A 17,041-nucleotide genomic window follows, 5' to 3' on the forward strand; every position below is an offset into this window, starting at 1 on the left:
CTCGTCCGGCGCTGCCTGTGATGGGCGCCGGGCGATCGCCGTGCCGCGCTGCCGTGCCACAGGCTCGTCGGCTGCCCTGCCCCGAGGCGGCGGCCGTTCGGGCGGGTGCCAGGGGGAGCCCGCAGGAGCGGCCGGCGTACCCGCGGCTGGGCCCAGTGTGCCCCCGCGCCTCCGATTCATTCGATGGGGGTCAACGGGGCGAATCTCCACACGTCGGGCATCTCTTCTCTTCGATGATCGGTCCGCGGCGGGCACGTGAGGGACACCGCACCGTGTCGCTCCGAAGAGCCGCGCAGTTCAGGTGAAGCGACGAGGAGGAGGGAGGGTGGCATGCATCTGACTCCGCATGAGCAGGAACGCCTGCTGGTCCACGTGGCGGCGGATGTCGCCCGGCGGCGCCGGGAGCGCGGGTTGCTGCTGAACTATCCCGAGGTCATGGCGCTGCTGACGGCACACGTCTACGAAGAGGCGCGTGCCGGGGCGACGGTCGACTCGGTGATGGAGTCGGGGCGTCATGTGTTGCGGCGCAGCGAGGTCATGGACGGCGTGCCGGAAATGATCACCAATGTCCAGGTCGAGGCGACGTTCCCGGACGGGACGAAGCTGGTGACCATTCACGAGCCGTTCGACGCGGCCGCCACCGAGGTGGACGTCCATCCGGGCAGACTGGAACTGCTGCCGGACGAGGACGAGCACCGGGTGGTGTTCAACGAGGGCGTCCCGTCCGTGCCACTGTGCGTGTCCAATCCCTCGGATCGGCCGATCCAGGTGGGCTCCCACTTCCACTTCGCCGAGGCGAACGAGGGCCTCGACTTCTCCCGTGAGGCCGCCCGCGGGATGCGGCTGCACATCGCGTCCGGCACGTCCGAGCGGTTCGAGCCCGGTGACGAGCGGACCGTGCTGCTGGTGCCCATCGCCGGTGACCGGATCATCCACGGGCTGCAGGCGGACAAGAGCGAAGAGGAGAAGCACCTCGATGCCTGACGAGACTGAGCACCCTTCCACCCCGCTGCTGCGTTCCCGGTACGCGGACCTCTACGGCCCGACAGCCGGCGACCGGGTCCGGCTCGCCGACACCAACCTCGTCCTCAAGATCGAGGAGGACTGGTGCGGCGGCCCGGGGCGCAGCGGTGACGAGATGGTCTTCGGCGGCGGCAAGGTGATCCGCGAGTCCATGGGCCAGTCGCACATTCCCCGCGACGACCCCCGCGAGCCGGTGGACACGGTGATCACCGGCGCCCTGCTCCTGGACCACTGGGGCGTGGTCAAGGCCGACGTCGGAGTGCGTGACGGCCGCATCCAGGCGATCGGCAAGGCGTACAACCCCGAGACCATGTCGTCGCGGCCCCACGACGACCCTCGTGCGTCCCACTTCGTCGTGGGGCCCGAGACGGAAGTGATCTCGGGCAAGGGGCGCATCCTGACCGCGGGCGGCGTCGACACCCACGTGCACTTCCTGTGCCCCGGCCAGATCCACGAAGCGCTCGCGTCGGGTGTGACGACACTGATCGGTGGCGGCACCGGCCCCGCCGAGGGCAGTACAGCCACCACCGTGACGCCCGGCAAGTGGCACATCCAGCGGATGTTCGAGGCGCTCGACGCCTACCCGGTGAACATCGGCCTGCTCGCCAAGGGCAGTACGGTCTCCGAGAAGGCGCTGCACGACCAGGTCACCGCCGGCGCCCTCGGTTTCAAGATCCACGAAGACTGGGGCGCGACCCCGGCGGTGATCGACGCGGCGCTGAAGGTGTGCGACGGGACCGGCGTCCAGGTCGCCCTGCACGCCGACTCGCTGAACGAGTCCGGCTTCGTGCACCACACCTTCGCGGCGACGAAGGAGGACCGCAGGAGCAGGGACGCCAAGTACCGCAGCCTGCACATCTTCCACATCGAAGGCGCCGGCGGCGGCCACGCACCCGACATGATCACCCTCGTGAGCAAGCCGAACGTGCTGCCCGCGTCGACGAACCCCACCCGGCCACTGACGGTCAACACCGTCAAGGAACACGTCGACATGATGATCGTCTGCCACCATCTCAACCCCGACGTCGACGCGGACATGAAGTTCGCCGACTCCCGGATCCGGCCCTCCACCATGGCCGCCGAGGACCTGCTGCACGACATGGGCGCCATCTCGATGATGTCCTCCGACGCCCAGGCCATGGGCCGCATCGGCGAAATGGTCATGCGGACCTGGCAGACCGCGCACGTCATGAAGTCCCGCTACGGCCACCTGCGCGAGGACGACGCCGAGGCGGACAACTTCCGGGCCCGGCGCTACATCGCCAAGTACACGATCAATCCGGCCATCACCCACGGCATCGACCACGAGGTGGGGTCGATCGAGCCCGGCAAACTCGCCGACCTCGTCCTGTGGGAGCCCAAGTTCTTCGGCGTGAAGCCCCACATGGTCATCAAGGGCGGCCAGATCGCCTACGCGCAGATCGGTGACGCCAACGCCTCCATCCCCACACCGCAGCCCTACCTGCCGCGCCCGGTGTGGGGTTCGCGTGGCCGGTCCCCGGCGGCCAACTCCGTCAACTTCGTGGCGGAGGTGGCCCTCGGCGGCGAACTCTCCCGGACCGGCCTGCTCAAGCCCCTGCGTGCCATCCGGTCCACCCGGGAGGTCACCAAGGCCGACATGGTGCACAACAACGGCCTGCCGGACATCGTCATCGACCCCGACACCTTCGACGTCACCATCGGCGGCGCCACCACCTCCGACGTACGCACCACGGTGGACGGACAGCAGGTCGGGCGGAACTACGCCACCGAACTGCCCATGGCTCAGCGGTACTTCCTGTTCTGACCCAGCCGCCGGGGCCGGTCGCACCGACGCGGCCGGCCGTGTCTCGCGAAAGGCGGGCCCGCCACCCCATGAGCCGCACCGCCCTGCTCCTCCTGGCCGACGGCCGCTTCCCCGCCGGCGGACACGCCCACTCCAGTGGCATGGAAGCAGCCGTCGCCTCCGGGGGCGTACACGACACCCAGAGTCTGGAGGCGTTCTGCCGGGGGCGGCTGCACACCGCCGGACTGACCGCGGCCGGCCTCGCGGCCGCGGCCGCCACCGGATACGACGCCCTCGCCCTGGACGAGGCCGCCGACGCCCGCACACCCATGCCGGCGCTGCGCCGCGTCGCGCGCCGCCTGGGCCGGCAGCTGATGCGTGCCGCCCGCGCCACCTGGCCCTGTGCCGACCTCGACCACCTCGCCCGCCACCGGCCGCAGGGAGCACACCAGCCGGTCGTCCTCGGTGTCACGGCCCGGGCCGCCGGGCTCACCCCGCTGGACGCCGCCCACGCCGCCGTGTACGAGAGCGTCGGCGGCCCGGCGAGTGCGGCGGTACGCCTGCTGAGCCTCGACCCGCTGGACGCCACCGGAGTCCTGGCACGGCTGGCCGATGACCTGGAAGACGTCGCCGAGGCCGCGGCCGGCGCGGCGCGGCGCCTTACCGCGGAAGGCGTCTCCGTCCTGCCCGCCGCGTCCGCCGCCCTGCTGGACATCACCGGCGAACAACACGCCACCTGGACCGTCCGCCTCTTCGCCTCCTGACCATCCCACCGATCTGGAGCCCCCCGTGCATCTCGACCACCCCGTGACCATGCCGCACCGTCACAGCCACAGCGCCGACCCCCACCGCCCGGACGGCAGCCGCCGCGCCCTGCGGATCGGCTTCGGCGGACCGGTCGGCTCGGGCAAGACCGCGACAGTCGCCGCCCTGTGCCGCACCCTGCGCGACCGGCTGTCCATCGCCGTGGTCACCAACGACATCTACACCCAGGAGGACGCCGCCTTCCTGCGCCGCGAGGCCGTCCTGCCGCCGGAACGGATCACCGCCGTGGAGACGGGGGCCTGTCCGCACACCGCGATCCGCGACGACATCTCCGCCAATCTCGAGGCGGTCGAGCAGCTGGAGCAGAGCCTGCACCCGCTGGACCTGATCCTCATCGAGTCCGGGGGGGACAACCTCACCGCGACCTTCTCCCGTGGACTCGTCGACACCCAGGTCTTCGTCATCGACGTCGCCAGCGGCGACGACATCCCACGCAAGGGCGGACCCGGCATCACCACCGCCGACCTCCTCGTGGTCAACAAGACCGACCTCGCGCCGTACGTCGGAGCCGACCTGGACACCATGGCAGCCGACACCCGCAAGCAGCGCGGGGACCTGCCGTTCGCCTTCACCAGCCTCACCACGGCCGAGGGGATCCGGCCGGTCGCCGACTGGGTCACCGCATGCCTCACCGGCTGGCACGCCGGAGCCCCCCGGTGAGCGCCACCACCCGGGTACCGGCCGTCGACCGGGCACCGGCGGGCGACCCTCCGACGTTCGAGGGCGCGGCACACAGGCGGCGGACGGCCGGGCCCGGCACCCCGGACGCCGCCGGCCCCGCCCACCCCACCGGAGTCCGCGCCACCGCCCGCATCCAGGCCGCACACAACGGCCGCGCCACCACGGTCCCCCTCCTGCACAGTGACGGCCCCTTCCACCTGCGCCGGCTGCGGCCCCGTGGGGAGCGGGCACGGGTCTGCGTGCTCGGCGCGATGAGCGCACCGCTCGGCGGCGACAGACTCGCCCTCGACATCGCCGCCGGGGCACACGCCCGACTGGACGTGACAACGGCGGCCGCCACCATCGCGCTGCGCGGCTCCACCACCGACCCCGCCACCTACGACGTACGACTCACCGTCGGTGAGGGCGCGTCCCTGCACTGGCTGCCCCAGCCACTGATCAGCGCCCGAGGCAGCACCCTGCACCAGACCTATCGGGTGGAACTCGCCGGCACCTCCCGGCTGCTCCTGCGCGAGGAACAACTCCTCGGACGCATCGCCGAGCCACCGGGCCATCTGTCCACCCGGCTGACCGTGCGACGCGACGGCCGGACGATCCTCGACCAGCACACCGTCTACGGCGCCCCGGCCCCGGCGTGGGACGGCCCCGCGGTTCTCGGCGGCCACCGCGCGACCGGACAACTCCTCCTCGTCGACCCGGAGCTCGAAGCACCACCGGAGCCCGTCCTCCTGGGCGAGCCGGCCCGGGGACACTGCGTTCTGGCGCCACTCGCCGACGGTCCGGCAGTGTTCGCCACCGCCGTCGCACCGACACCGGCCGAGTTGCGCAGCCTCCTCGACGCGGCGCTCGCGGCTGCCTCCGGCAGCGTCGGGCCGTAGCCCGCGCGGAGGCTCGGCGGGGACCGTCACCGGGCGCCCGCACTCCGAGGGTGGGCCGGCAGGTGTATTCCGGGTACGGGCACTGCCGCTCGGTGAGGCGCCGGGAGCGGGCCGCCGCACCCCGCCGCGGCGGCCCGCTCCGGTCTGCCGGGGTGATCTCCACCAGGACATGTGACATGCCAAGTCACCGCACTGGCGCTCGCGACCGACCTCCCGGAGATCGCCATCACCGTCTCGGCCGCCCTGGCCGGCCGGCTGGACGTCGCCGTCGGCGACATCCTCGGCGGTTTGCCATCCAGCCCGTCGTCCTGGCCATCCTCGACGCCGCCGGGGGTGCGTCCGCGCACGCCGCTGACCCGGTTCGCCGCCAGCCTCCAGCTGGTACTGGAAGGGGCGCTCGTGGTGGTGGTCCTGGCCGTGGCGGTCATGGGCACCCAGCCGTCCCCGGATCCGCATGCCGCGCGTCCGGCCCCCGCGTCGGTGGTGATCGCCGCGTCGTGGGTGATCGGGCTGGTGCTGCTGAACCGGGCGCGCCGGGGGCTGCCGTGGCGGGAGGGTGACGACGCTCCGGACAGCCAGCCCGAGCCGCGCGGCCACTCCCGCGGGAAGAAGCAGAAGGCCGCGACCGACCGTCCACCCGGCTCGGCGACTACCAGCTCGCGGTCAGCGACATCTTCGGCGGTAACGCGTACTGCCCGTCCTCTTCCTCCTGGCCACACTCATCTCCGGCAAGCCCGTCCTGCCGGCCGCGCATGACACGGACAGCTACCTCACCGCACTCGGCATCATCCGCACCGTCATCCACATGACCGGATTCGTCTTCCGTCCCCGCCGCCAGCGGTCAGGCATCGTCCAGTCGGCGTAGGTCCTGCTCGTCCCACGTGCGGGTGTCGCGCGGTTCGGCGTACGGCTCCGCCTGCGGCGGGTGGCCGCCGGCGATCGCCCGCTGCCGTGCCGTCTCGGCGTCGAACTCCAGCCCCAGAAGGACGGCCAGGTTGCTGATCCACAGCCACACCAGGAAGACGATGACGCCGGCCATGGTGCCGTAGGTCTTGTTGTAGGAGGCGAAGTTCGCCACGTAGAACGCGAACCCGGTGGAGGCGATCATCCAGATGACCAGCGCGAGGAAGCTGCCCGGCGTCACCCAGCGAAAGCCCTTCACCTTCGCGTTCGGCGTCGCCCAGTAGAGGATCGCGATCATCATGGTGACCAGGACCACCAGCACCGGCCACTTGGCGACCGACCACACCGTCAGCGCGCTGTCCCCGATCCCGAGCGCGGCCCCCGCCTGGCGGGCCAGGCCACCGGTGAACACCACGATCAGGGCGCTGACCGCCGCCAGCACCATGAGGACGACAGTCACACCGAGACGCACGGGCAGGACCTTCCACACGGGGCGGCCCTCGGGCATGTCGTAGACGGCGTTGGCCGTGCGGATGAAAGCGGCGACGTAGCCGGAGGCGGACCAGACGGCGATCGCCACACCGACGATCGCCATGACCGAACCGGTGCCGGCACGGTCCTGCATCTGTTCCACGGCCCGGGTGAGGATGTCCCGGGCCGAACCCGGGGCGAGCTGCTTGAGGTGGGACAGCACCGTGTCGGTGGCCGACTTGCCGGTGATGCCCAGCAGCGAGATCAACACCAGGAGAGCCGGGAACAGGGAGAGCACCCCGTAGTACGTCAGTGCGGCGGCCCGGTCGGTCAGCTCGTCGTCCTGGAACTCCTTCAGCGAGCCCTTCAGCACCCGAAGCCAAGCCCCCTTGGGCAGCTTCGTCGGCGCGTCCGGCGCCCGCCGCTCGACCTCCGGGCCGGGTCCCGCCTCCTCGGGGGCCGGCATCTCTGGTTCTCGGGCGTCGCCGTGATCGTGGTGGTCACGGCCGGGAAGATGCAGGTTCGCCATGTGCACCGGATAACCCCGGCCCGTGGGCTTACGCCGGTTCGGCGGCAGCCCGCCCCTGCGAGGCTCCACGGGCCCCCTGCCGCGGCGCCGCTCAGCGACAGCAGGCGGCGGTCCTTGTGTTTCGCTCATGGCCGGCGAGACCTCCTCGGCGTCCTCGCCGGCGCACAGCAGGGCCGGTCACGGAAAACGGCGGCGCCGGTCACGCCGGCCGGTGTGGGATCGCTCGGGCGGGGCACGGGAATGCTGCGCAGCCCGCCGGGGCGCGGGCACCGCCGAGGGTGTGGGAGGCCACATGAACGTGCTGGCCCGGCTGGACCGATATCAGCGACGGCACCGGTGGGCGGGTATGCCGCTCGCGGTGGTGTACAAGTTCTTCGACGACCAGGCGGCCTATCTCGCCGCGCTGCTGGCCTACTACGGCTTCGTCTCCCTCTTCCCGCTCCTGCTGTTCCTCGTGGCCATCCTCAGCGCCTCCCTGCACGGCAACCCGCAGTTGCAGCAGTCGGTACTCCACTCGGCGCTCGGCGAGATCCCGGTGATCGGCGACCAGCTCGGCCACAACATCCACTCCTTCCACGGCAACGGCGCCGCCGTCGCGGTAGGTGTCATCGGCAGCCTCTACGGCGCCCTCGGGGTCTCCCAGGCGGTCCAGCACGCCCTCAACAAGATCTTCGCCGTACCGCGGCACGCCCGGCCCGACCCGCTGCGTTCCCGGGCCAGGGGCCTGTGGTTCCTGCTGCTGCTCGCGGCAGGCCTCGTCCTGACGACAGCGCTGTCCACGGCGGAATCCGCTGCCGACATCTTCGGCACGCGCCTGGCCGTCGGCCTCCGCATCGCCATCGGCGTGGCAGGAGTGGTGGTCAACGCCGCGCTGCTGCTCCTGAGCTACCGGCTCATGACCCGGCGCCAACTGCCGTTGCGCTCGATGTACGGCCCCGCGCTGGGGGCCGCGTCCGCCTGGCAGGCACTTCAGTGGGGCGGCTCCTACTACGTCGGACACGTGCTGCGCGGCGCCACCGCGACCTACGGGATGTTCGGCATCGTGCTCGGACTGCTCGCCTGGATCTACCTCGCCGCCATCGTGTACCTCGCCACCGCCGAGATCATCGCGGTGCGCAGCCTGCGGCTGTGGCCCCGCAGCCTGCTCACACCGTTCACCGACCACGTCCATCTCGCCACGGGTGACCTGCGTGCCTACCGGTCCTACGCGGCCACCGAGTCCTTCAAAGGCTTCGAGAAGGTCTCCGTACGCTTCGGCAAACCCCCGCCGCCGGCCGTCGGTGACAAAGGGCCCCCCTGACCTCACGCGAGCTGCTTGCCGGTGCGACGCGCGGACAGCGACCGCGTGTCGAGGCGATCGCGACGCCACCGCAAGGTCGGCCTGACGCCCGCCTGCCCCCGCCGACTAGTGGCCTCGGAAGCGGTCCTCGAGCATTTCGACGACACCATGGATCACCCCGTCGGGTGACGGGCTGTAGTGCGGCACGGCCCATCGCGTGATCTTGGCATCGATGAGCGTGGGCCGGCCGGAGGCCAGTGCCGCGCGGAACGCCTCCTCGAACTCGTCGAGCGTCTCCACCCGATGGCCGTCGGCGCCGCAGGCACGTGCGTACGACGCGAAGTCCGGGTTCCGGAACTCGACGAGAGCGGACTCGCCGTAGGTGGCGACCTGGAACATCTTGATCAGCTTGAATTCCTCGTCGTCGAAGATGACCCAGATGACGGGGATGTCGTGTTCCACGGCGGTCATCAACTCGAAGCCGGACAGCGAGTAGCAGCCGTCGCCGCAGCCGACGACGACCGTCCGCTCGGGGTGCGCGACCTTGAGGCCGATGGCTCCGTTGACGTGACCGGCCATCGGCCCGAAGGCGCCGGCCTTTCGAAAGTTCTGGCCCGCCTCGAGTTCCACGTAGTACCCGAGCCAGGCCAGATGGGCTCCGGCGTCTGCGAGCAGCACGCCCTGCGGCGGAAGCATCCGGCCGATCGCCTGCGCGAGCTGTGCGGGATGGATCCTTCCGTCGACGGGGATGACGTGCCGGGCCTCGTAGTCCTGGCTTTCCACCTTCAGCGCCGGCACGTCACCGACCCTCTGCTCCAGCGCGGGTACGAGGGCCGCCACCGCCTCACGCGCGTCGGACAACAACGCGTGGTCGGGCCGATAGGCTTTGGCGAATTCCGTCTCGGCGATGTTCACATGGATGAGTACCTTGTTCTCGAACAGATCGTCGCGGTAATTGAACGTGGCATGCTGGCTGAGGGAGTTCCCTATGCACAGCACGATGTCGGCCTCGCGGAAGGCCTTCCAGGCGCTGGAATGACCGCTGTCGGCGAAGACGCCGACCGCGAGCGGGTGTCCCTCCGCCACGATGCCCTTGCCGTCCAGAGTGGTGAGCAGCGGGATCTGGAACCGTTCGATCAGGCGTTTGATCTCCGGTCCGGCTCCGGAACGGACCGCGCCGAACCCGACCAGCGCCACGATCCGTTTCTGCTGCGCGATGGCGTCGGCCAGTACGGACGCGATCTCCTCGACCCTTGCCGGGTCGGGCCGTATTGGCGGCACGTCCAGTCGTACCGGCCGGAAGTCCGTCACCTCGACGCCGCTCTCGGTCAGGTCTTCGGGCACATGGATGTGAACCGGCCCCGGCCTCCCCTCGAACGCGAGGTTGACTGCCTCCTCCAGGACGTCACAGGTGTCGGCCACGTCGGTGAGCAGGAAGGACTTCTTGGTCGTGGCCGCGAACATGGCCTGCGAGTCGGGAGTGCGGTTCAGCCCGGAGGTCTCGTTGAGCGCGCCCCGTCCGCGCCATTTCATCCGCGAGTATCCGGAGACGGCGAGGACCGGGTACGAGTCGGACATCGCCACGGCCAGCCCGGAGAAAAGGTTGAACGCACCGGGCCCCGCCGTGGCGAAGCAGAACCCCAGTTGGTTGGTGTACATCGCATAGCCGCAGGCCATGAACGAGGCGGCCTGTTCGTGTCGCGTGATGACCGGCCGGATCTGCCGCGAGTGCTTCAACGCCACCATGAGGCCGGCGGCGTTCTCCCCGGCGCCACCGAAAGCGGCTCGTACGCCGACCCCTTCCAGGCCCTTGACGATGGCCTCATACACTCTCATGGCCTTCTCCTCCATGCTGCGCGGTTGACGACGCAGTTCTCGCACGCCGTTCTTCGGTCGCGGCCGCATTCCCGTCAGCCATGACGGAATCGCTCCTCGAGCACTTCCCACAGCCAGGGATGACGCCCTCGCGGGAGCTGCTGTAGTGCGGGAGGGCCCACCGGGTGACCCTGGCGTCTATCACCGTGGGCCTGTCCTAGGTGAGCGCGGCCCTCGAGCACCTCGCAGGTGTCGGCGACATCGGTGAGCAGGTAGGACTTCTTGGTCGTCGCCGCGAACACCGCCTGCGAGTCCGGGGTGCGGTTCCGCCCGGAGGTGTCGTTCACCGCGCCCCGCCCGCGCCAGTCGAGTTCGACGTATCCGGTGATGGCCGGCACCGGATAGGAGTCCGCCAATGCCACCGCCAGGCCGGAGAACAGGTTGAACGCACCGGGACCCACGGTCGCGACGTCTCCAGCCGGTTGGTGTACATCGTGTACCCGCACGCCATGAAGGACGCCGCCTGCTCGTGCCGGGTCATGACAGGCCTGATCTTCTGCGAAGGCTTCAGTGCCGGCGTCAGGCCGGCGATGTTCCCGCCGTTCCCGCCGAACGCCGTGTCGACCCCCACGCTCTCGAGTCCTCTGACCACAGCTTCGTAGACCTGCATGGCGCGGCTGCCCATCCCGTCAGGAGTTCCTTCTCGAGGCACAGCGCCGCTGTCCGGCCGGCAGGATCGAGGCCGGTCCCAGCACTGTGGAATGCCGGCACCCGACCTGGGCCGGCAAAATCTGCGCACAGTCGGTACCGGTGTACAGATGACCGCTTGCCGGTCGTACCCGCTCCTCGGCGACTCACCGCTGCACGCGGTCGCCCGCGGGGATGCGGGCGGACTTCCGCCCTTCCGTCAGCGTAGAACAGGGTGGCCGTAAGGGCATCTGCTCTCGAGGCATCAGCCGCTGCCGGCCGGGCACTTCCTGTCACAGGCCGCGCGTACGGCAGCCGTCGCGGCCGCGACATGCGGGCGGCGACGGGTTGCGCGAACATGGTCGGGTGGGCTCGGCGGTGAGGAGAACCCGCCGGCTGCACCCTCCTCAGTCCGAGGCTCCGTGCCGCTCCACCCCCGCCGGAGGATGGAGGATCCCGTATGTCGCAGACCGGCATCCCGCGTAGTGCCGAGCAGCACCGAACGAGCTGCGAACCCCGGGGCGGAGTGCGGCCCGGCAACGGTGAGCGCGGCGATGTCTCCGCGGTGGTACTGGCCGGCGCCGGCGCCCGGGGCGCCTACGAGGCGGGTCTGCCGGCGGAGATGCTGCCGGCCCTGGAGGCCCGCGGGCAGCGTCCGACGGTCTTCGTCGGCACCAGCGCGGGTGCCGTCGCCGCCGTGCTGTTCGCTTCGCCGGCCCATCTGCCGGCACGGCAGGCCGCCGAAGCAGCGGTCGGGTTGTGGCGAGGCGTGAGCAAGGACCAGGTGTTCCTGCCGTTCGTGCCCAGGACGCTGTGGGTGGACCTGACACGGTATCTCAGCGGGCTGCTCCGGCGGCCCGGCCCGCCGCCGACCGGGTTGCTGGACACGGCCCCGCCGCTGTCCACGCTGCGCGACAGGCTGGACTGGCAGCAGCTCGACGAGAACGCCCGGACGGGCGCGTCGCAGGCGGTCGCAGTGGCCGCCACCGTGTGCCGGACCGGCCGCACCGAGATCGTCGCCGACGGGCCGCTCGCCCTCGGTCTGCCCCGCAGTGACGACGACCAGGCTGTGGATCACACGCTGGACACCCTGACTCCGGAGCACGTGCTGGCCTCCGCGGCGGTCCCGGTGGCGTTCCGGCCCGCCCGGATCAGACCGGGCGGCGAGTGGTACATCGACGGCGGCGTACGGCTCAACGCGCCCATCAAACCGGCGATCGCGCCGGGTGTGAGCCGCGTACTGGTCATCGCCACCGACCCCGGCAAGTACCTGCTGCCGGAGGCGGGCGGGCGCACCGAGCCCGCGCCGTCGGTACAGGACACCGTGGCCCAGGTCTTCCACGCGGCGCTGACCGACCGGATGATCGAGGACCTGCGCACCCTGAGCCGGACCAATGCCCTGGTGGAGTCCGGTGCCACGGCGAAGAGCGCCGCCGGGCGCCCGTACCGCGTCGTGGAGCACCTCTTCGGCGGCCCGAAGCTGGGCCGGTTCGGACAGTTGGGCCGGCTCGCGAGGACCGTCCTCGACACCCGGTTCGGCGGTGTGCGGCGCCTGCGGCATCTGGACCTCGCGCTCCTCACCGGGCTTCTGACACCGGGACACAGCCGAGGCGAGCTGCTGAGCTACGTCTTCTTCGAGCCCCATTTCGTCGACGCGGCCGTCGAGCTCGGCCGACGCGATGCCCGGCGCGTGATCGGCAACGCGCACGACGGCGGTCTCTGGCAGGTCACGGCGTCCACGGCGTGACGCGGGGGCAGAAGCGCGTACCCGCTAGGAAAGGCATGGCGCAACCATGAGCAGCACAGAGCGGTACGAGCGGTACGAGGGCGGTAGCGCGGAGGCCGAGCGGCTGGTCTTCGAGCAACTGGCCGAGGAACTGATGCGTGTCCAGGACAGGATCAGGAAGTCCGCCGGGGCGGCGGCCTTCGCCAGAACCTTCCACGCGAAACCGGTGCTCGGCGTGGAGAACGCCCGTCTGAACATCCACGACCAGGTGCCGCCCGAGCTGCGGACGGGCTTCGTCCGGCCCGGCGCCGAGTACCCGGTCACCGTCCGGCTGTCCAACGCCGGCGGCGCCCCGCAGGCCGACTCCCTGCCCGACATGCGCGGCGCAGCGCTCCGCGTCGAGGCCTCCGACGGCACGCACGACCTGCTCATGACGAACTTCCCGGTGTCCCACGCGCGCAACGCACGTGAGTTCGTGGCGTTCGCCAGGACGATGGCGGGCGCCCGCACCCGTCTCCAGCAGGCGTTCGCGCTGTTCGTCAAGTTGCCCTTCGCCGTGGGCTGGTCCACCGCCGCCCGGATGCGCCACAACGTGCGGGCCGGCGCGCGCGGTGATGTGCGCAGCCTGGCCCTGGAGACGTACTGGAGCCGCGGCGCCATTCTGTGGGGCGAGGCCGGGCCGGTGCGCTACCAGCTGCGCCCCGCGCGGGGCGCGCCCGACGCGCCCGCACCGCCCCGCGCCGATCCGGACCATCTGAGTCGCGAGCTGGCGCAACGCCTGGCCCGCGGCGACGTCGTCTTCGAGCTGCTCGTGCAGCGGTACGTCAGTGAGGCGATCACCCCCGTCGAGGACGGCTCGGTGGAATGGCGGGAGGACGCCGCCCCCGCGGTGCCCGTGGCCACCCTGACCATCCCCCGCCAGAGCGTCGACACCGCCGAGGCCCGGGCGGCCGCGCGCCGGATCGAGGAGCTGGCGTTCAACCCCTGGCACACCACGGAGGAGTTCCGCCCACTGGGCAATCTCAACCGTGCCCGCAAGGCCGCCTACCAGGCGAGCAGCGCGCAGCGGCTGGGCTACCGCTTCACCACCGAGGAGCCCCGGCGCAACAGGGTGCTGAGCGCTCCGGTGAGCGCCGCCTTCCGCGTCCTCAACCGGTGGGTGCCCTGGTACCGGCTGCCCTTGCCGGCCGGCCTGCTCAACCTCGTGTTCCTGCGCAAGACCTTGCGCAGGAAGAACCTCATCGACACCGATCGCCACGAGGCACCGCCGCAGCCCGTCCCGGTGCCGCCGCCGATCGACGAGTCGCTGCGGGTCGCCCGCAGCTACGATGGCACGTTCAACGACCTGTCCGCGCCCGCGATGGGCGCCGTGGGCGCGGCCTTCGGCCGCAACATGCCGCCCGTGCTGCGCCCGGACCTGTTCGACGAGCCCGGCCCGTACGAGGTCAGCAGGCTGCTGCTGCACCGCGACACGTTCCTGCCCGCCCGGTCCCTGAACCTGCTCGCCGCCGCTTGGATCCAGTTCCAGGTGCACGACTGGGTCAACCACAGTCGCTACCCGACGGGTACCTCCAGCGTGGAGGTGCCGCTCCCGCCGGACGTCGAGTGGCACAACACCCCGGGCGGTCCCGCGGAGCATGTGATGCGCTTCGCCGAGAACGTGGCGACGGCCGGTGACGGCGCGCCGGTCCACTTCGCCGACTCGGCCTCCCACTGGTGGGACGGCTCGGAGCTCTACGGCGGTGACGAGAAGGCAGCCCGCTCCCTGCGCGAGCCGGACGGCGCCGACCTGCGCCTGGAGGACGGCCATCTGCCGTTCGGCCCGAACGGCGTCCCGCTCACCGGTGTCCGTGAGAACTGGTGGCTGGGCCTCAGTGTGATGCACACCCTCTTCGCCAGGGAGCACAACACGGTGTGCGCGGCGCTGCGACGCGAGTATCCGCGTATGGAGGAGGAGCGCGTCTATCAGACGGCGCGGCTCATCGTGTCCGCGCTCATCGCCAAGATCCACACGGTGGAGTGGACACCGGCGATCCTCGCCACCGAGGCCATCGACATCGGGCTGAGGACCAACTGGCAGGGTCCGCCCGCCAAGTGGCTGGAGCGTCTGGGACTGTGGCTGTTCGAGGCGCACTCGCTGACCGGCATCCCCAAGACCGTGCCCGACCACCACGGCGCGCCCTACTCCCTCACCGAGGACTTCGTCACCGTCTACCGGATGCATCCGCTGATCCCGGACGACTTCGAGATCTGCGACCACCGCTTCGGGCGGCGGCGGGACATCCTCGGCTTCGACGACGTGCAGGGCGCAGCGGCCGAGCCCCTCATCCGCAAGACCGGGCTGCCCGACTCGCTGTACTCGTTCGGCATCGCCCATCCCGGCGCGATCACCCTGCACAACTACCCGCGCGCACTGCAGCACTTCCGGCGGGACGGCGAGATCATCGACCTGTCCGTCGTCGACCTGGTGCGGACCCGCCGCCGTGGAGTCCCCCGGTACAACGACTTCCGGGCCGGCCTGCACAAGGAGCGTATCCGCCGCTTCGAGGACCTGACGGCCGAACCCGGGACGCTGGCGCGGCTGAGGGAGCTCTACCGGTCGGTCGACGAGATCGACACCATGGTCGGATTGTTCGCCGAGAACCCGCCGACGGGATTCGGGTTCAGTGACACGGCCTTCCGCGTCTTCATCCTGATGGCGACCCGGAGGCTGCAGAGCGACCGCTTCCTCACCGTGGACTACCGCCCCGAGCTGTACACGCCGCTCGGCATGGACTGGATCGAGCGCAGCGGCATGACCGAGGTCGTCCTGCGGCACTGCCCGGAGCTGGCGAGCTTCCTGCCGCGCGACGCGAGCGCGTTCGTACCGTGGCGGCCGGTGCCGGCACCGCCGAACGGCTCCCGCACCACGGAGCCTTGAGATCAGAGGGTGTCCCTGAGACAGGGAGAGGACCATGACGGTGACCACCCGGCATCGGGGTCTCGAAGCACTGCTGGCGCGGCCGCTCCTGGAGACCATCTGGCGGCGGCGCACCCACCGGGTCAGCCGGGGTGCGGCCGTCCCCGCCGGCTCGATGAGCTATCGCTCGTCCGACGTCCCACTACCGCTCGGCGAGCTGGAGGAGGCGGTGCTAATCGCCCTCACCGGCTGCACCGGGCTCACCATGCCGGACCGGCCGTTCGAGGATCCACGCGACGGCAAGCCCATCATGGCCAAGCCGAACCTCAACATGGTCGGCCGGGCGGCGGGCAGCCCGGACAACGCGCAGGGCACCCACTTCTTCCTGATCAATGACAGCGGCACCTATTACCTGCGCAGGTTGCCGCCGTCCCCCGACGCGTCCTTCGAACCCGGCGCGCTGGTCGATCGGGCTCGGCAGGCCAAGGTGCGGGTCCTGGACCACCGCCTGGACGTCGCCGAGGGCATGCGCGACTTCCCGGCCTACCTCGACTCCAACCGCGTGCTGTCCAACCTGCCGGGCAGCACCGTCCTGCTGCCGGTCGTCGACCTCTCGCACCAGTACATCAACGGCCTGATGTACCTGCTCACTCAGCCGGACGGAGCTCGGCCCGCCCTCGTCGACGACCGCAACTTCTACCGCCCCGCCGGGGTGCGCAAGTGGATACGGAGCGGCTTCCTGAACAAGGACCTCAAGCTTCCGCTGGGTGTGCTCGGCCCGCTGCGGACCCAGATCGAGGCCGAGCTCCTGCTGCAGAACCTCATGCTGACCGCGGACGCCATGGGGCTCGGCGCGTGGATCCATGCCTCGATCAACCCCCAGATCATGTTGGGCGACCCGAAGTTCTCGGCCCGGTACGGGCGGATGCTCGGCTTCGACTTCGTCACCCCCCGCTGGCGCCCGTCGGACCTTCCGCGCTGGCAGCTGCCTCTGCCCAGATTCGCGACCGTGCGGTCCCACCCGGTCGGGCTCAGCGTCGACGGCCGACCGCTGATCAGAGCGGCATGTCCCCCCTACCACCCGACGATGTCCGAGGCCGTCGACGCGGTCGTCCAGGCGAAGTTCGGCCCGACGGGCATCTATCACGACAAGAACCTCTTCGCGGACATCTACCGCAAGGACTACGGGCAGCGCTATCTCGCCGAGGCCCGAGAGTACGACCAACGGGTCGTCGAGTGCGCCCGTGACGTATGCGAGTACATCCACGCCACGCACGACCGGTTCCCCGCACACGTCGACGCCATTCAGGTGCCCGGCATCTGGCTTCAGGTGCACCATCCCGAACTCGGTTACTACAAACGGTACTTCCGCGACGGGCTGACCGAGGCGCACACGGAACACACACAGTTGTGGGACACCTGACAGCTCCCGTCCGTCTCCTGGAGAGCGCCGTTGAACACTCCGCCGGTGACGCGCAGGAACGGGCCCACCTCGCACTCGCGCTGGAGGTGCGGTCGGAATGAAGAGCGGGCGCTTCCCTTTCACCACCAGGAGGGATC

The 17,041-nt window shown here is 70.6% G+C and carries 14 protein-coding genes; 10 read left to right on the forward strand and 4 right to left on the reverse strand.

Annotated elements, in window-relative coordinates; translation table 11 throughout:
* Positions 1-330: 330 nt before the first annotated feature.
* The 6 genes from ACF1BE_RS31925 to ACF1BE_RS31950 all read left to right on the forward strand — a co-directional run bounded on the left by ACF1BE_RS31925 (position 331) and on the right by ACF1BE_RS31950 (position 5,928).
* Positions 331-984 carry an urease subunit gamma gene (locus ACF1BE_RS31925; RefSeq protein WP_392202490.1) on the forward strand — a complete coding sequence of 218 codons (654 nt, stop codon included), beginning with the start codon at positions 331-333 and terminating at the stop codon, positions 982-984.
* The gene (locus ACF1BE_RS31930; RefSeq protein ID WP_392202491.1) at positions 977-2,809 is read left to right on the forward strand and encodes an urease subunit alpha; all 1,833 of its coding nucleotides are present in this window, start codon (positions 977-979) and stop codon (positions 2,807-2,809) included. Before ACF1BE_RS31925 ends, ACF1BE_RS31930 begins: the two co-directional genes overlap by 8 nt.
* A 68-nt stretch (positions 2,810-2,877) precedes the next feature.
* Positions 2,878-3,552 carry an urease accessory protein UreF gene (locus tag ACF1BE_RS31935; protein ID WP_392202492.1) on the forward strand — a complete coding sequence of 225 codons (675 nt, stop codon included), beginning with the start codon at positions 2,878-2,880 and terminating at the stop codon, positions 3,550-3,552.
* A gap of 25 nt (positions 3,553-3,577) precedes the next feature.
* A complete protein-coding gene (gene ureG, locus ACF1BE_RS31940) occupies positions 3,578-4,273 on the forward strand; it encodes an urease accessory protein UreG (protein ID WP_392202493.1) in 696 nt (231 codons plus the stop codon).
* Positions 4,270-5,172, forward strand: coding sequence for an urease accessory protein UreD (locus ACF1BE_RS31945; protein WP_392202494.1), 903 nt, complete (start codon positions 4,270-4,272; stop codon positions 5,170-5,172). Before ureG ends, ACF1BE_RS31945 begins: the two co-directional genes overlap by 4 nt.
* A 171-nt stretch (positions 5,173-5,343) precedes the next feature.
* A complete protein-coding gene (locus ACF1BE_RS31950) occupies positions 5,344-5,928 on the forward strand; it encodes a hypothetical protein (RefSeq protein WP_392202495.1) in 585 nt (194 codons plus the stop codon).
* Positions 5,929-6,013: 85 nt separating this feature from the next.
* Here the strand turns inward: ACF1BE_RS31950 and ACF1BE_RS31955 are convergent, their stop codons facing one another.
* Positions 6,014-7,075, reverse strand: coding sequence for a YihY/virulence factor BrkB family protein (locus ACF1BE_RS31955; RefSeq protein ID WP_392202496.1), 1,062 nt, complete (start codon positions 7,073-7,075; stop codon positions 6,014-6,016).
* A gap of 292 nt (positions 7,076-7,367) precedes the next feature.
* Between ACF1BE_RS31955 and ACF1BE_RS31960 the strand changes: the two genes are divergently transcribed.
* A complete protein-coding gene (locus ACF1BE_RS31960) occupies positions 7,368-8,375 on the forward strand; it encodes a YihY/virulence factor BrkB family protein (protein ID WP_392202497.1) in 1,008 nt (335 codons plus the stop codon).
* A gap of 105 nt (positions 8,376-8,480) precedes the next feature.
* On the opposite strand, the gene ACF1BE_RS31965 is transcribed toward ACF1BE_RS31960, so the two are convergent.
* The 3 genes from ACF1BE_RS31965 to ACF1BE_RS31975 all read right to left on the reverse strand — a co-directional run bounded on the left by ACF1BE_RS31965 (position 8,481) and on the right by ACF1BE_RS31975 (position 10,854).
* Positions 8,481-10,190, reverse strand: a complete 1,710-nt coding sequence (locus ACF1BE_RS31965; protein WP_392202498.1) for a thiamine pyrophosphate-binding protein — start codon at positions 10,188-10,190, stop codon at positions 8,481-8,483.
* Between the two features lie 74 nt (positions 10,191-10,264).
* Complete coding sequence (locus ACF1BE_RS31970) at positions 10,265-10,630, reverse strand: hypothetical protein (RefSeq protein WP_392202536.1); 366 nt, start codon at positions 10,628-10,630, stop codon at positions 10,265-10,267.
* Complete coding sequence (locus tag ACF1BE_RS31975; protein ID WP_392202499.1) at positions 10,513-10,854, reverse strand: thiamine pyrophosphate-binding protein; 342 nt, start codon at positions 10,852-10,854, stop codon at positions 10,513-10,515. The genes ACF1BE_RS31970 and ACF1BE_RS31975 overlap by 118 nt, the downstream gene beginning before the upstream one ends.
* A 462-nt stretch (positions 10,855-11,316) precedes the next feature.
* On the opposite strand from ACF1BE_RS31975, the gene ACF1BE_RS31980 reads away from it, so the two are divergent.
* Genes ACF1BE_RS31980 through ACF1BE_RS31990 form a run of 3 tightly spaced genes read left to right on the forward strand, consistent with a single transcriptional unit; the run spans position 11,317 to position 16,904 of the window.
* Complete coding sequence (locus tag ACF1BE_RS31980) at positions 11,317-12,603, forward strand: patatin-like phospholipase family protein (RefSeq protein WP_392202500.1); 1,287 nt, start codon at positions 11,317-11,319, stop codon at positions 12,601-12,603.
* Positions 12,604-12,649: 46 nt separating this feature from the next.
* The gene (locus ACF1BE_RS31985; RefSeq protein ID WP_392202501.1) at positions 12,650-15,502 is read left to right on the forward strand and encodes a peroxidase family protein; all 2,853 of its coding nucleotides are present in this window, start codon (positions 12,650-12,652) and stop codon (positions 15,500-15,502) included.
* A gap of 34 nt (positions 15,503-15,536) precedes the next feature.
* Positions 15,537-16,904, forward strand: a complete 1,368-nt coding sequence (locus tag ACF1BE_RS31990; RefSeq protein WP_392202502.1) for a hypothetical protein — start codon at positions 15,537-15,539, stop codon at positions 16,902-16,904.
* Positions 16,905-17,041: the final 137 nt, after the last annotated feature.

This window comes from Streptomyces sp. NPDC014991 (assembly GCF_043080665.1).
Lineage (GTDB): Bacteria > Actinomycetota > Actinomycetes > Streptomycetales > Streptomycetaceae > Streptomyces.

Bases quoted from the DNA above. Each gene is read 5' to 3' on its own strand.
- ACF1BE_RS31925 (WP_392202490.1), top strand. From the start codon at position 331: ATGCATCTGACTCCGCATGAGCAGGAACGCCTGCTGGTCCACGTGGCG.
- ACF1BE_RS31930 (WP_392202491.1), top strand. From the start codon at position 977: ATGCCTGACGAGACTGAGCACCCTTCCACCCCGCTGCTGCGTTCCCGG.
- ACF1BE_RS31935 (WP_392202492.1), top strand. From the start codon at position 2,878: ATGAGCCGCACCGCCCTGCTCCTCCTGGCCGACGGCCGCTTCCCCGCC.
- ACF1BE_RS31955 (WP_392202496.1), bottom strand. From the start codon at position 7,075: ATGGCGAACCTGCATCTTCCCGGCCGTGACCACCACGATCACGGCGAC.
- ACF1BE_RS31960 (WP_392202497.1), top strand. From the start codon at position 7,368: ATGAACGTGCTGGCCCGGCTGGACCGATATCAGCGACGGCACCGGTGG.
- ACF1BE_RS31965 (WP_392202498.1), bottom strand. From the start codon at position 10,190: ATGAGAGTGTATGAGGCCATCGTCAAGGGCCTGGAAGGGGTCGGCGTA.
- ACF1BE_RS31975 (WP_392202499.1), bottom strand. From the start codon at position 10,854: ATGGGCAGCCGCGCCATGCAGGTCTACGAAGCTGTGGTCAGAGGACTC.
- ACF1BE_RS31980 (WP_392202500.1), top strand. From the start codon at position 11,317: ATGTCGCAGACCGGCATCCCGCGTAGTGCCGAGCAGCACCGAACGAGC.
- ACF1BE_RS31985 (WP_392202501.1), top strand. From the start codon at position 12,650: ATGAGCAGCACAGAGCGGTACGAGCGGTACGAGGGCGGTAGCGCGGAG.
- ACF1BE_RS31990 (WP_392202502.1), top strand. From the start codon at position 15,537: ATGACGGTGACCACCCGGCATCGGGGTCTCGAAGCACTGCTGGCGCGG.